Raw genomic sequence first — 13,567 nt, 5'->3', positions numbered from 1 at the left:
TCTGAGTCTTTTGTCTGTCGGGGTCGTAGTTCAGTTGGTTAGAACGCCGGCCTGTCACGCCGGAGGTCGCGAGTTCGAGTCTCGTCGGCCCCGCCATTTTTTTGGACTGAGACTGGCGGCACATGCCAGGTGATATCATGAATGCTAAAGAGGCATTGGCCCAGAGAAAGTGGTTCATCGTCGATGCTCAGGGAAAAGTCCTTGGGCGAATGGCGACTGAGATCGGCAAAGTTTTGCGCGGCAAGCACAAGCCGACGTTTACGCCGAACATGGATGCCGGGGATTTCGTTATCGTTGTGAACGCCCGGGGGGTCAAGCTCACCGGGAAGAAGTTGGAAGATAAAATCTATTACCGTCACACCGAGTATCCCGGCGGCATTCGCGAACGCAGCGCAACGGAAATGTTAAACGAAAAGCCCGAGCAGCTAGTGCGGCTTGCCGTCAAAGGCATGTTGCCGAAGAATCGTTTGAGCCGCAAGCTCATGACGAAGTTGAAGGTTTACGCTGGCGCGGAGCACCCACACGATGCGCAAAAACCGCAGCCGTTGGCGATCGTTTAGAACTGAGGGAGCAACAGTCGAATGGCAGAGAAAATATCGAACGCAACCGGCAGGCGGAAGACTTCGGTAGCCCGCGTGTTTCTGGCTCGTGGCAAAGGCGTCATCAAAATCAACAACCGTTCTCTCGAAGAATACTTTGGCAGAGAAACAGCCCGGATGATCGTGTTGCAACCCTTCGATGTGACACAAACCAAGGGTAATTTTGACATTGACGTCAACGTCACCGGCGGTGGCATCTCAGGCCAGGCCGGCGCGATACGCCATGGCATCACGCGCGCGCTTATCGATTTCAATCCCGACCTTCGCCCGCCTCTGAAAAAAGCCGGTTTCGTGACACGCGATCCGCGCGCGGTCGAGCGAAAAAAGTATGGCCGTCACAAAGCGCGCAAACGGCCGCAGTATTCAAAGCGTTAATTTCTTTCGGAAAACTGGAAGCACAAAAACGGGCGAGCACTAACCCTGCCGCCCGTTTTCTATTTTTCAGGATGCTTTTCCCGTCACTGCTCGGCAGTGGCGTAATATAATCCGATCAACGTAAAAATCGCGTTGGGCAGCCACGCCGCAATCCATGGCGGCAAAGCCGCGCCGTGGCCCAGCGATATGCAGAAAGCGGAGAGGACCCAGTAGCTGAATCCGATCGCCATGGCAAAGCCAAAACTCAAGGCCAAACCGGCATTGACACGCTTTTTCAGGGCGAAGGGAATCGCCACCAGGACCATCAGCGGCGAAATCAGCGGCACCGCGAGTTTGGATTGCAGATCGACCTCATAATTGGTGGCATCGATCCCCTTGCTCTTCATGTCGGCGATTTGTTTCTGCAAATCAAAAAAGCCAAACTGGTCGGTATTGCGGGCGAGCAGCTTAAGGTCATCCGGAGTTTCCACTAGCGGGGGAGCAAGGTTAGTGGTTTTGCTTGTCAACTTCCCGTCTGGCGCAAAATTCCATTCGGTTGCGGGGCGGGCTTCCCAACGCTTGCCGAGCCAACGTGAGTCGGGGATCTCGACGAAGCCAATCAGACCGAAGTCCCTGTCGAGCCGCAGAATTGTAATACCCTTCAGCGCGCTGGTTTTGGTGTCGAAACTGTCGATGTTGATAAAGCTATTTGCCGAGCGCATCCAAATGTCGGTGGTGCCAATCAGGCTTTGTTGTTTCTTGTTTTTGATCTCAGTTCGATAGATCACCTCGGCGCGGTGTGAAAAACTCGGCACGAGGGTCTCATTCCAGAAAAAGGTGCCTGCACCGATCAGCAGCGATAACAGAAATATTGGCAGGGCCAGGCGTTGCACGCTCAGTCCGCTCGAGCGCATGGCGGTGATTTCTTGTGTGCGAGCCATCACACTCAAACAAAACAAGGTAGAAAAAAGCGTGGCGAACCCGGTCATGCGCGAGATCGACAAAGGCGCCCGATAGAAAAACAGGCGCAGGACGGTCCAAAGCGACGTGCCCGTCTCAAGGAAGGTGCTGACGCGGTCGAAGAAATCGACCACTAGAAACAGAGCCGTAACGACCGCCAGGCTGGCAAAAAACATTCGCAGGAAGGACACGCCAAGATAACGGTCGAGCACTGAACCAATGGGGAGAAATTTTGTCCGGGCACGAACATTCATCGGGTTAAGCTTGAGCTCGCTTGCGAAATGCAATCCTGCGTCGAGCCCCCCAGTTGAGCGCCCAATCGAACCAGGTTTGCATTTTCAGAGGACTTTCCTTGATCGCCTTAAAAAAGAGCTGCGCGGCGATGGTGCCGACAACCATGTTGGGAAGCCATAGCGCGACCCAGGGGGGTAGAGTGCCTTTGTCACCCAAAGCTTTGCCCAGCGAAAGCAAAGCATAGTAAGCCATGAGCCAAAAGAGGCATAAGGTAAACGCCCATGAGCGGCTTGCCCGGGAGCTTCGCGGTAACAACGTCAGGGCTACTCCCAACAAACAAAAAACCAGCGGCACAAAAGCAAAGGAGAGGCGTTGGTGTAGTTCCATCTTCTCGGCGATCACTTTAATGCCCTGGCTCTCTTTGCTTCGGATGGTATTGAGCAGCCGTGCCAGCGAAGTCTCTTTGGGACCCGCGTCCTTTCTCTTGGCCGGACTGACAAGCTCGTCAAGGTCGAGCTTGAAGTCGTATATGTTGAATTTGGTCTGGCTAAATCCAGGCTTGCTCTTTTCACGGCTGTAGACCGAACCATCGAAGACCCTGAAGCCGAGGCTGTTGGTTTCCTCATCGGTGCTGATGAACGCAACCTTGCCGAGGATGATGTCGTCTTTGTTGCGCTCTCTTTTGTCGATGATCATAACGCCCTTGGCCGTGTTGCCGGGCGGTACCAACTCTTCAATGTAAAGCAGGATCTTAGGAAAATCGTCGTTGAAGACCTTTTCTTTTAACGCCGTACCGAGGCGGACTTTAGCAATACTGAAAAGTTCCCGGCGCAGCGCCTGATTCGCCGCAGGGCGCGCGAAAAGCGTAAGCCCAAGGGTGATGAGCGCCACAACCGCGGCAAGACAGGCAATCGGTTTGAGGATTTGCCAGGGGCTCACACCGGAAGCTTTCAGGGCGATGATTTCTTGATCCCCGGCCAGTCGTCCCAACCCTAGCAAGATAGCCAGGAGAAACGCCATTGGCACGGTCAACTCGAGAAAGGTCGGCACGATGAGCGAAAGTAATTTTCCCACCTGCGATAGCGGCACGCCCCGGGTCACTACGAGATCGATCAACTTCAGGATACGGAACACCATGAGCATGCAAGTGAAGGTCACGATGCCGAACAAGAAGGGCGGCAAGATCTCGGAAATCAAATAGCGCGACAGTCTCTTTCGCTTCACGGTGACAGCATGTTATCGGTTGAGCGATTCTTTGTAAATTCACTGCGGCAAAATGAGAAGAGAAAACGCGATGAATCAAGAACCCTGGCTGCTCTATGGTCTGCACGCGATCCGCGAAAAACTGCGCGCCCAGGCAAACGATGTGCTGGAAATACTAGTTGCTCAAGAGTCCGGTGCCAACGCGGTTCGTGAGCTTTGCGACGAAGCGAAAAAGCGCGGCGTGCGGTCGACGGTGGTGCGCCGCGCTTTCTTGGACCGGCTTGCCCAGGGCCAACGGCATCAAGGCGCGGTGGCCAAAATCAAGCCCTTTGAATACAGCGGCATGGACGACTTGTTCGAGGCGGTTGCCGCTTCGGATTGGTCAGGCAGCATTGTTGCGTTAGACGGCGTCACTGATCCGCATAACTTTGGCGCGATTCTCCGTACCGCCGAAGCGGTCGGAGTAAAACATATCGTTATCCCTAAAGATCGTTCGGTGGAAGTTACACCGGTCGTCAGCAAGACTTCGGCGGGTGCGGTGCATCATCTGAAAATACATAAGGCAACGAACCTCCGCCGAGCCATGGATGGGCTCAAGGAGCGGGGGTTTTGGACCGTAGGGCTATCGGTCGGGGTCGCCGAAAGCATCTTCGACCGGGTTTATCCCGCAAAGCTCTGTTTGGTGCTCGGTAGCGAAGGCGACGGCATTCGAACCCTAATTCGTCAGGAATGTGATTTTCTGGTGTCGATCCCGATGCTCGGCAGAGTGGCGTCGCTGAACGTCTCGGTCGCCGCAGCCGTGTTTCTTTATGAGGTAATGCGGCAAAGGCAAGCTCGCAGCTAGGCGCGGTTTCCCTTTGTCTACGGGCCTTGTCTAGCTATTGACATTAAGTGCCATAGGTGGTTTAAATAACCGTTTACGAATGGGGATAAGCACTCCGGCGTAGGGGTTTGCCAGTAAGAGCCCGATTTTCTTACACATTTTGGTTTATTGAATCAGCGTATGCGGCCATTTGATTGATGCTACAGGGGCAAGAGTTTTTTGTCTCGCGTGTGAGCATGGAAGATGATGGGTTGGCTGGCGTAGCTCAACGGTAGAGCAGCTGATTTGTAATCAGCAGGTTGTAGGTTCAAGTCCTATCGCCAGCTCCAGTTTGAGCGTTGAAGATCGGTCGCAGGCGCTTAGCAATTGGGTTCGGGAATTGTATCGATCAGGAGAGGTACCCGAGTGGCCAAAGGGAGCAGACTGTAAATCTGCCGGCTATCGCCTTCGAAGGTTCGAATCCTTCCCTCTCCACCATATTGATTGCGGGAATAGCTCAGTTGGTAGAGCACAAGCCTTCCAAGCTTGGGGTCGCGGGTTCGAGCCCCGTTTCCCGCTCCAGTTTTGGGATGGCTGATGGCATGCGAACACTGGCGGTACTCGGTGCCTGCCATTGGCCATCGTCGGATGTGCCCAGGTAGCTCAGTCGGTAGAGCACGTCCTTGGTAAGGACGAGGTCGGCGGTTCAAGCCCGCTCCTGGGCTTTTTTGATTTGCTGGTGAAAAAATTAAAATTGGTATTTCACTTTAGGAGGGTGAGATGAGCAAGCAGAAGTTTGAGCGTAAGAAACCACATCTTAACATCGGTACGATTGGTCACGTTGACCACGGCAAAACGACTCTGACGGCAGCGATCACGAAGGTCTTAGAAAAACAGGGCAAGGCGAAATTTCTGGCCTACGACCAGATCGATAAAGCCCCCGAGGAAAGAGAGCGTGGCGTCACGATCAACATCGCCCACGTAGAGTATGAAACCGATAAGCGGCATTACGCTCACGTCGATTGCCCGGGCCACGCCGACTACGTCAAGAACATGATCACCGGCGCAGCGCAGATGGACGGCGCGATTCTGGTGGTTTCGGCGGCTGACGGCCCGATGCCGCAAACCCGTGAACATATTCTGCTCGCTCGTCAGGTCGGTGTGCCAGCCATCGTGGTTTACTTAAATAAGGCTGACATGGTCGACGACAAGGAGTTGCTTGAGTTGGTTGAGCTCGAAGTGCGCGAGCTGCTCTCCAAGTACAAATTCCCCGGCGATGACACGCCGATTATTATTGGCAGCGCCCTAAAAGCCCTAGAGGGCGACTCTTCGGAGCTTGGCGAGCCTTCCATCATCAAACTCATGGAGGCGGTGGACTCTTTCGTTCAGGAGCCGGTGCGTGACGTCGACAAGCCTTTCATTATGCCTGTCGAGGACGTTTTCACTATTAGCGGCCGCGGCACCGTTGTGACTGGCCGTGTCGAGCGCGGCATCGTTAAAGTCGGCGAAGAAATCGAGATCGTCGGTTTCAAGGCAACTCAGAAGACGGTTGCCACCGGCGTTGAAATGTTCCGCAAGCTGCTCGATGAGGGGCAGGCGGGGGACAATATTGGCGTCCTCCTGCGCGGCACCAAGCGTGAAGAAGTCGAGCGTGGTCAGGTGTTGGCCAAGCCCGGCAGTATTACGCCGCACACGAAATTCAACGCTGAGGCGTACGTCTTGACGAAAGAAGAGGGCGGGCGGCACACGCCATTTTTCAACGGCTACCGGCCGCAGTTCTACTTCCGCACGACCGACGTGACCGGCGTGGTAAAGCTGCCTGAAGGGACCGAAATGGTCATGCCCGGTGACAACATCAACGTTGAGATTGAGCTGATTACCCCGGTCGCCATGGATGAAGGTCGGAAGTTCGCGATCCGCGAAGGTGGCCGCACCGTCGGCGCGGGCGTCGTTACCAAGATCAATCAGTAGCGTCGATTGAACTGAAAGGGGGGGGTGTCGTCATGCGTGAGCTGGTAGGATTCGCTTGCGATCAATGCAAGCGCAAAAATTATACGTCAACGAAAAACCGCAAAAAGACCACGGAAAAATTGTCGCTCAAGAAATTCTGCGCGGCGTGCCGGACCCACACCACGCACCGTGAGGTGAAGGTTTAACGAGTTATCGGGGTCAGTAGCTCCAATGGCTAGAGCGCCGGACTCCAAATCCGGTTGTTGCAGGTTCGAGTCCTGCCTGACCCGCCATCTCAATGTGTTGAGGACCTTATGGGTGATTGGTTGCAAAAAGTCCAAGTTGGCGCGCGGCAGCTGGTCACTTTTTGTCAGGAGGCGTGGCAGGAGCTGAAAAAGGTTCATTGGCCTTCGCGCAAGGAGACCTACACGGCGACTGCGGTAGTGATCTTGGTGGTTGTGGTTTTTTCGATTTTCTTGGCCATCGTCGATCTGGGGTTGACCAAAGCGATTCAGGCAATGCTCGGCTGACACTGAAGAGTCTCGCGTATGGCGAAACAATGGTACATCGTTCATACCTTTTCCGGTTATGAACAGAAAGCGAAAGCTGCCTTAGAGGAGCGCATTCGGACTCTAGGCAAGCAGGACCAATTCGGCGAAATCTTGGTGCCGGTCGAAAAGGTCGTCGAGCTGGTCAAAGGGAAAAAGAAGACCTCGTCACGAAAGTTTTTCCCGGGCTATATCCTGGTGCAGATGGAATTGAACGATGACACCTGGCATGTGGTCAAGGAAACCCCAAAGATCACCGGGTTTGTCGGCGGCACGACGCAGCCGGCGCCCGTGAGCGACGAAGAAGTGCGGACGATCACCCAGCACATGGAGGAGGGGGCGATCAAGCCCAAGCCGCGCGTGCTTTTCTCGGTGGGTGAAAACGTCAAGGTCGTGGACGGGCCCTTTGCCGATTTCAACGGCGTCGTCGAAGAGGTCAAACCGGACAAGGGCAAGCTCCGGGTGTTGATCAGTATATTCGGCCGCGCGACTCCGGTGGAGCTGGAGTTCGTTCAGGTGGAGCGGAATTAGCTTTTCAAGGACTCAAAGAAATGGCCAAGAAAATTATTGGTGAAATTAAGCTGCAGATTCCTGCCGGACAAGCGAACCCGAGCCCACCGGTCGGGCCGGCTTTAGGTCAGCGGGGTGTGAACATCATGGAGTTTTGCAAAGCTTTTAATGCAGCCACGCAGGCGCAGCAGGGCATGGTCACACCGGTGATCATCACCGTCTACGCCGATCGTTCCTTTACATTTGTCACGAAAACTCCGCCGGCGTCTGTGCTGTTAAAGAAAGCCGTCGGGCTTGATAAGGGCTCCACGGCTCCGGGGAAAAACAAAGTTGGCAAGGTAACCCGGGCGCAGATTCGTCAGATTGCTGAGCTGAAGCTGAAGGACTTGACGGCTAAGGATTTGGCGGCGGCAGAAAAGTCCATCGAAGGAACGGCGCGCAGTTTGGGGCTGGAAGTCGAAGGATAACTGGTTTCACCGTTTGAGAACCAATCGAGCACTTTGAGGAATAGCGATGAACAATGGCAAGAAATATCGCGAGTCTTTGGCGAAGGTTGATCGCAGTAGCCGTTACGCGTTAGCTGACGGCTTGCGTTTGGCCAAGGATACTGCGCGGGCCAAGTTTGACGAAACTGTCGAGATGGCGATTCGCTTGGGAGTGGACCCGCGCCAAGCCGACCAAAACATTCGCGGTACCGTTAGTTTGCCGCACGGCATGGGTAAAACGGTTCGCGTGCTTGCCTTTGCCAAGGGCGAAAAGGAAAAGGAAGCGCAGGATGCAGGCGCTGATTTCGTTGGCAGCGATGAGCTGATCAAAAAAATTAGCGAAGGCTGGGTCGACTTCGATAAGGCGGTGGCAACGCCTGACATGATGGCGGCTGTCGGTCGTATCGGCAAGATCCTCGGACCGCGCGGTCTCATGCCCAACCCGAAAACCGGCACCGTGTCTTTGGACATCGGCAAAGCCGTCAAAGAGATCAAGGCCGGCAAACTAGAATTTCGCGTTGACAAGGCTGGCATTATCCACGTTCCAGTCGGCAAGGCGTCGTTTGCCGCCGAGCAGTTGGTCGACAATGCCGATGCGGTGCTGCACGCGATCCTGCGCGCCAAGCCAGCTTCTGCAAAGGGTAACTATTTGCGTGCGGTGACCGTGTCGACCACTATGGGCCCAGGCATCAAAGTAGACTTGGCGCAAGTCCGCGCCATGGCGGCCTAGCCGGCGCCCAGGAATAGTACTTAGGAGAATGCAATGGCAGAGACGGAAGTAGCCCGCGCCGGCCACGGTGAGAAGGCCGAAACGGTGGCGGAAATTCATAAGACTTTGAAAGCGGCCAAAATGGCCATCGTGACCGAGTATCGCGGCCTCTCGGTAGCCCAGATGACCAAGCTGCGCAGCGAGATTCGTAGCGCGCAAGGCGAGTACCAGGTGATCAAAAATACCCTGGTGCGCCGGGCGCTCAAAGACACCATGTACGGGCAGTTGGAGCGGTTGCTCGAAGGCCCCAACGGTTGGGTTTTCGCCTATGAAGACCCGGTAGTGCTGTCGAAGGCGCTCTGCAAATTTGCTGACGACACCGACAAACTTGCGATCAAGGGCGGGGTCTTCGAGGGACAGTTCATGGACGCCGCCAACGTCAAGGCGCTGTCGCAAATGCCGAGCAAACCGGAGTTGCAGGCGAAGCTCTTGGCGTTGATCAATGCGCCGGCGACACAATTGGTGCGCTTGATTCAAGAACCGGGCGCCCGCGTTGTCCGGCTTTTGGAAACCGTCCGCAAAGGCAAAGAAGGCTAAGTTTTTAACGGAAGCGAAATTTAATAGGGGGACATATGGCAGACGTATCGAGAGAACAGGTTAAAGATTTCATCAAGAACATGACCTTGATGGACGCTGCGGCGTTAGTCAAAGAACTTGAGGAAGAGTTGGGTGTCAGCGCGGCGGCGCCGGTGGCCATGGTGGCCGGTGGCGGCGGTGCGCCGGCAGCGGCGGCGGCGGAAGAGAAGACCGAGTTCAACGTGATCTTGGCCAGCGCCGGTGAGAAGAAGATCCAGGTCATCAAAGTTGTGCGCGAACTCACCGGCTTGGGTCTCAAAGAGGCCAAGGACTTGGTCGACGGCGCGCCCAAACCGATCAAGGAAGGCGTGCCAAAAGCCGAAGCCGATACCATCAAGCAAAAATTGGAAGCCGAGGGAGCGAAGGTCGAAATCAAGTAGGTCTCTGGCGCTGGAGGTTTTCCCTTTGAGAATTCAAAGTTGGATTAACAACCGCTAGTGCGAGAGAGGAGCACGCATGGCATTTCAAGTTGCCAATAACTTACGATTTCGCCGTACCTTCGGGAAGATCAAGAAAATTATCGATCTTCCTTATTTGATCGAAATTCAAAAAAACTCCTATGAGCTGTTTCTGCAGAAGGACATTGCGCCGATGCAGCGACAGAACCACGGTTTACAAGAAGTCTTTCGCTCGGTTTTTCCGATCAAGGATTTCAATGAGACCGCGTCATTGGAATTTGTCAGCTATGCGTTGGGCGAGCCAAAGTATGATGTCGATGAGTGCCATCAGCGCGGCATGACCTTCGCCGCGCCGCTCAAGGTGACTGTGCAGCTGGTGTTGTGGGACGTCGACAGCCAGACCGGTTCGCGCAGCATCAAGAACGTCAAAGAACAGGAAGTTTATTTCGGTGAGATGCCGCTGATGACGCGCAACGGCACGTTCATGATCAACGGCACGGAGCGCGTCATCGTAAGTCAGTTGCACCGCTCTCCCGGAGTGTTCTTCGAGCATGACAAGGGTAAAACCCACGCCAGCGGCAAGCTCCTATACTCCGCACGGGTGATTCCCTACCGCGGTTCGTGGGTCGATTTAGAATTCGATCCCCGCGATGTGCTTTACGTGCGCATCGACCGGCGCCGCAAGTTCCATGCGACAGTTTTGCTGCGCGCGCTCGGCATGACCGCCGAAGATTTGCTCAATTATTATTACAAAAGCGACAGCGTGGTCATCGACAACAAGAAGCCGGCACTCGGGTTCAATCCGAGCCATTTGCTCGGCACCGAGATTGGCTCGGACATCCGCGACCCGAAATCCAACGAGATCATCGCGCGTCCGGGCAGGAAATTTACCCGCCCAGTATTGCGGCAGATGGAAGCGGCGCGCATCAAACATGTGCCGATCGCCTGGGAATCGCTGATTGGCCGGGTGGCGGCGCACGATATCGTAGATGGCGACAGCAAGGAAGTTCTGGTGGAGTGGAACCAGGAGATCTCGCGGGAAAAGCTCGACCTGATCAAAGAAAAGAACCTCCATCAGTTCGAAGTCCTGTTTATCGACGACTCCAGCATCGGTCCATTCCTGCGTAACACCTTGCTTCAAGACCGCATCAAGTCCCCCCAGGACGCGATCTTGGAGATCTATCGTCGCCTGCGTCCAGGCGATCCGCCGACGGTGGAGTCGGCGACCAACTTTTTCAACAACTTGTTTTTTAACCCGGATCGCTATGACCTCTCGAAAGTCGGTCGGTTGAAGCTCAACCACCGTTTAAAGCTTAATGTGCCGCTGGAACAGGGCACGCTGCGCAAGGAAGACATTCTCGAAGTGGTGCGTTACTTGATGGAGCTCAAGAACGGTAACGGCTCCGTCGACGATATTGACCATTTGGGCAATCGCCGCGTGCGCGCAGTCGGTGAGCTCGTGGAAAACCATTTCCGCGTCGGTTTGGTGCGCATGGAGCGGGCGATCAAAGAAAAAATGAGCTTGCAGGACATCGAAACTTTGATGCCGCAGGAGTTGATCAACTACAAACCGGTCTCTGCGGCGCTCAAGGAGTTTTTCGGCTCGAGCCAGCTGTCGCAATTCATGGATCAAACCAACCCGCTCTCGGAGATCACCCACAAGCGGCGGCTCTCGGCGTTAGGCCCGGGCGGTCTAACGCGCGAGCGGGCAGGGTTCGAGGTGCGCGACGTGCACCCGACCCACTATGGCCGGGTCTGCCCGATCGAGACGCCGGAAGGACCGAACATCGGTCTGATCGCGTCGTTGACAACCTATGCGCGGGTGAACGAGTTCGGCTTCATCGAAACGCCCTATCGCGAAGTGGAAAACGGCCGGGTGACCGACAAGATTCGCTACCTTTCGGCTTTGGAAGAAGAGGACCATGTCATCGCGCAGGCCAACGCACCCATCGATAACCGCGGCGCTTTCTCCGTGGACCTGGTTTCGGCGCGCAAGGGCGGTGAGTTCGTCATGGCGCGTCCGGAAGAAGTCAACTTCATGGACGTGTCGCCGAACCAATTGGTCAGCGTCGCGGCGTCGTTAATTCCATTTCTGGAAAACGACGACGCTAACCGCGCTCTCATGGGTTCGAATATGCAGCGTCAAGCGGTGCCGCTCCTGCGCACCGAGGCGCCGTTTGTCGGGACCGGCATGGAAAAAACCGTGGCGCGCGACTCCGGTGTCACGGTGGTGGCCCGGCGCGATGGGGTGATTGAAAGCGTCGATTCGACGCGCATTGTCGTCAAGGCCGACAAGCCGTCGGGCGCGCGCGATACCGGCGTCGATATTTACAATCTGGTCAAATATCAGCGCTCGAATCAAAATACTTGCATCAACCAACGTCCCATTATCGTCGTTGGCGATCAGGTCAAGGCCGGTGATGTTATCGCCGACGGGCCATCGACGGAGATGGGCGAGTTGGCCTTGGGGCGCAACGTGGTCGTCGCTCTCATGCCCTGGGGCGGCTATAACTTTGAAGACTCGATTTTGATCAGCGAACGGGTCGTCAAAGAAGATATTTACACCTCGATCCACATCGAAGAGTTCGAATGTGCCTCGCGCGATACCAAGTTGGGTCCCGAGGAGATCACCCGCGACATACCCAACGTTGGCGATGAAGCGCTAACCGATCTCGATGAAAGCGGCATTATTCGCATCGGCGCGGAAGTTAAGCCGGGCGACATTCTCGTCGGCAAGATCACGCCGAAGGGCGAGACCCAGCTGTCGCCGGAAGAGAAGCTACTGCGCGCGATCTTCGGCGAAAAGGCCGGCGAGGTGCGCGATACTTCGCTGCGCGTTCCGCCGGGCGTCGAGGGCAGAGTTATCAACGTGCGAATCTTCTCGCGTAAAGGCCTGGGCAAGGACGAGCGCAGCAAAGTCATCGAAGATGAAGAGGTGACGCGGCTGCGCAAGGACCAGCACGATGAAGTGCGCATCCTTCAAGAAGGCGCGCTACGGCGGTTGAAAAAGTTGTTGGTGGGGCGCCGCTTGGCGGCGCGGCTCGCCGACGATAGCCGCAAAGTCATCCTAAACAAAGGTCAGGAGATTACCGAAGAGGATCTCGAACATCTGCCAATGGTTTATTGGAGCGAGATTCGGGTTGACAACGACTCGGTCGAAACCGAATTGAACCGCATTGTCGAGAGCACGACCGGGCAGGTCAATATTATCAAAGAGATGTTCGAGGATAAGATTGACAAGCTCAAGGGCGGCGATGAATTGCCGCCGGGCGTGATCAAGATGGTCAAGGTTTTTGTCGCCATCAAGCGCAAGCTGCAGGTGGGCGACAAGATGGCCGGGCGTCATGGCAACAAAGGGGTTATTTCGCGCATCTTGCCGGAAGAGGATATGCCGTATTTGGAAGACGGCACGCCGGTGGACGTCGTGCTCAACCCGCTCGGCGTTCCCTCGCGCATGAATGTCGGCCAAATCCTTGAAGCGCACTTGGGCTGGGCGGCGCGCAGTCTCGGTCAGCAGATCGATGATCTGGTGCGCACGCACCACGGCGACGGCGATGTGGTGCGGCGGCGTTTGAAAGAATATTTGAACGCGCGCGAGGCCAACGAGCTGCTCGATGGCGTCAAAGACAATGACGTTTTCAAACTCGCGGACAAATACCGCGACGGCGTGCGGATCGCATCGCCGGTGTTCGACGGCGCGGCGGAGGAAGAAATTTTCAACCTGCTGCGTAAAGCCGGCCTGCCGGCCACTGGTCAGGTAACCCTCTACGATGGCCGCACGGGCCAACCCTTCGACGGCAAAGTGACAGTGGGCGTCATGTACATCATGAAGCTGCACCACTTGGTCGACGACAAAATTCATGCGCGTTCAACGGGTCCGTACTCGCTGGTGACGCAACAACCGTTGGGCGGCAAAGCGCAGTTTGGCGGACAGCGCTTGGGCGAAATGGAGGTCTGGGCGTTGGAAGCCTACGGTGCCGCTTACACGCTGCAAGAGATGCTGACGGTCAAGTCCGACGACGTGGTCGGCCGCACGCGCATGTATGAAGCGATCGTCAAGGGCGACAACCTGCTCGAGCCCGGGCTACCGGAGTCTTTCAACGTTATGGTGAAAGAGCTGCAGAGCCTCGGCTTGGATGTCGACCTAGTCGAAGAGAAATAGGTAACCCCTAACCGGAG

Annotated in this window: 14 protein-coding genes and 6 tRNA genes; 18 read left to right on the top strand and 2 right to left on the bottom strand. The window is 55.7% G+C overall.

All coding sequences use genetic code 11. The features are described 5' to 3' along the window. The first annotated feature begins 19 nt into the window (after window positions 1-19). The 3 genes from FJ145_07910 (at window position 20) to rpsI (ending at window position 974) form a co-directional block, all read left to right on the top strand. A tRNA-Asp gene (locus FJ145_07910) sits at window positions 20-96 on the top strand. Window positions 97-137: 41 nt separating this feature from the next. Then, on the top strand, window positions 138-560 hold the full coding sequence (gene rplM / locus FJ145_07905; protein MBM4261346.1) for a 50S ribosomal protein L13: 423 nt from the start codon (window positions 138-140) through the stop codon (window positions 558-560). A 21-nt stretch (window positions 561-581) separates the two neighbouring features. After that, window positions 582-974 carry a 30S ribosomal protein S9 gene (gene rpsI / locus FJ145_07900; protein MBM4261345.1) on the top strand — a complete coding sequence of 131 codons (393 nt, stop codon included), beginning with the start codon at window positions 582-584 and terminating at the stop codon, window positions 972-974. An 83-nt stretch (window positions 975-1,057) separates the two neighbouring features. Here the strand turns inward: rpsI and lptG are convergent, their stop codons facing one another. Both lptG and lptF read right to left on the bottom strand, forming a co-directional pair. Next, window positions 1,058-2,200, bottom strand: a complete 1,143-nt coding sequence (gene lptG, locus FJ145_07895) for an LPS export ABC transporter permease LptG (GenBank protein MBM4261344.1) — start codon at window positions 2,198-2,200, stop codon at window positions 1,058-1,060. Continuing rightward, a complete protein-coding gene (gene lptF, locus FJ145_07890) occupies window positions 2,172-3,371 on the bottom strand; it encodes an LPS export ABC transporter permease LptF (protein ID MBM4261343.1) in 1,200 nt (399 codons plus the stop codon). Before lptF ends, lptG begins: the two co-directional genes overlap by 29 nt. A 52-nt stretch (window positions 3,372-3,423) precedes the next feature. Here lptF and rlmB point away from each other — a divergent pair, with 52 nt between their 5' ends. From rlmB to rpoB, 15 genes are all read left to right on the top strand, one after another. Next, window positions 3,424-4,194, top strand: coding sequence for a 23S rRNA (guanosine(2251)-2'-O)-methyltransferase RlmB (gene rlmB, locus FJ145_07885; GenBank protein ID MBM4261342.1), 771 nt, complete (start codon window positions 3,424-3,426; stop codon window positions 4,192-4,194). 233 nt (window positions 4,195-4,427) lie between these two features. Continuing rightward, a tRNA-Thr gene (locus tag FJ145_07880) sits at window positions 4,428-4,502 on the top strand. Window positions 4,503-4,564: 62 nt separating this feature from the next. Continuing rightward, window positions 4,565-4,650, top strand: a tRNA-Tyr gene (locus FJ145_07875). An 8-nt stretch (window positions 4,651-4,658) separates the two neighbouring features. After that, window positions 4,659-4,734: transfer RNA gene (locus FJ145_07870), tRNA-Gly, on the top strand. Between the two features lie 70 nt (window positions 4,735-4,804). Continuing rightward, a tRNA-Thr gene (locus FJ145_07865) sits at window positions 4,805-4,877 on the top strand. A 55-nt stretch (window positions 4,878-4,932) separates the two neighbouring features. Continuing rightward, window positions 4,933-6,123: an elongation factor Tu gene (gene tuf, locus FJ145_07860; protein ID MBM4261341.1), complete on the top strand. Its 1,191-nt coding sequence runs from the start codon at window positions 4,933-4,935 to the stop codon at window positions 6,121-6,123. Between the two features lie 32 nt (window positions 6,124-6,155). Then, window positions 6,156-6,308 carry a 50S ribosomal protein L33 gene (gene rpmG, locus FJ145_07855; protein MBM4261340.1) on the top strand — a complete coding sequence of 51 codons (153 nt, stop codon included), beginning with the start codon at window positions 6,156-6,158 and terminating at the stop codon, window positions 6,306-6,308. A 10-nt stretch (window positions 6,309-6,318) separates the two neighbouring features. Then, window positions 6,319-6,395: transfer RNA gene (locus FJ145_07850), tRNA-Trp, on the top strand. 21 nt (window positions 6,396-6,416) lie between these two features. Further along, window positions 6,417-6,632, top strand: a complete 216-nt coding sequence (gene secE / locus FJ145_07845) for a preprotein translocase subunit SecE (protein ID MBM4261339.1) — start codon at window positions 6,417-6,419, stop codon at window positions 6,630-6,632. A gap of 18 nt (window positions 6,633-6,650) precedes the next feature. After that, window positions 6,651-7,181 carry a transcription termination/antitermination protein NusG gene (nusG, locus tag FJ145_07840; protein ID MBM4261338.1) on the top strand — a complete coding sequence of 177 codons (531 nt, stop codon included), beginning with the start codon at window positions 6,651-6,653 and terminating at the stop codon, window positions 7,179-7,181. A 20-nt stretch (window positions 7,182-7,201) separates the two neighbouring features. Continuing rightward, complete coding sequence (rplK, locus tag FJ145_07835; GenBank protein ID MBM4261337.1) at window positions 7,202-7,627, top strand: 50S ribosomal protein L11; 426 nt, start codon at window positions 7,202-7,204, stop codon at window positions 7,625-7,627. A gap of 46 nt (window positions 7,628-7,673) precedes the next feature. Beyond that, window positions 7,674-8,375, top strand: a complete 702-nt coding sequence (locus FJ145_07830) for a 50S ribosomal protein L1 (protein MBM4261336.1) — start codon at window positions 7,674-7,676, stop codon at window positions 8,373-8,375. Window positions 8,376-8,408: 33 nt separating this feature from the next. After that, on the top strand, window positions 8,409-8,951 hold the full coding sequence (locus tag FJ145_07825) for a 50S ribosomal protein L10 (GenBank protein ID MBM4261335.1): 543 nt from the start codon (window positions 8,409-8,411) through the stop codon (window positions 8,949-8,951). 35 nt (window positions 8,952-8,986) lie between these two features. After that, the gene (locus tag FJ145_07820; GenBank protein ID MBM4261334.1) at window positions 8,987-9,370 is read left to right on the top strand and encodes a 50S ribosomal protein L7/L12; all 384 of its coding nucleotides are present in this window, start codon (window positions 8,987-8,989) and stop codon (window positions 9,368-9,370) included. Window positions 9,371-9,446: 76 nt separating this feature from the next. Next, window positions 9,447-13,550 carry a DNA-directed RNA polymerase subunit beta gene (gene rpoB / locus FJ145_07815; protein MBM4261333.1) on the top strand — a complete coding sequence of 1,368 codons (4,104 nt, stop codon included), beginning with the start codon at window positions 9,447-9,449 and terminating at the stop codon, window positions 13,548-13,550. Window positions 13,551-13,567 lie beyond the last annotated feature (17 nt).

It is taken from the genome of Deltaproteobacteria bacterium (assembly GCA_016874755.1).
Lineage (GTDB): Bacteria > Desulfobacterota > Binatia > UBA9968 > UBA9968 > DP-20.
Note: the sequence above shows the minus strand (reverse complement) of the source record. Positions and strands in the feature narration are given on the sequence as shown.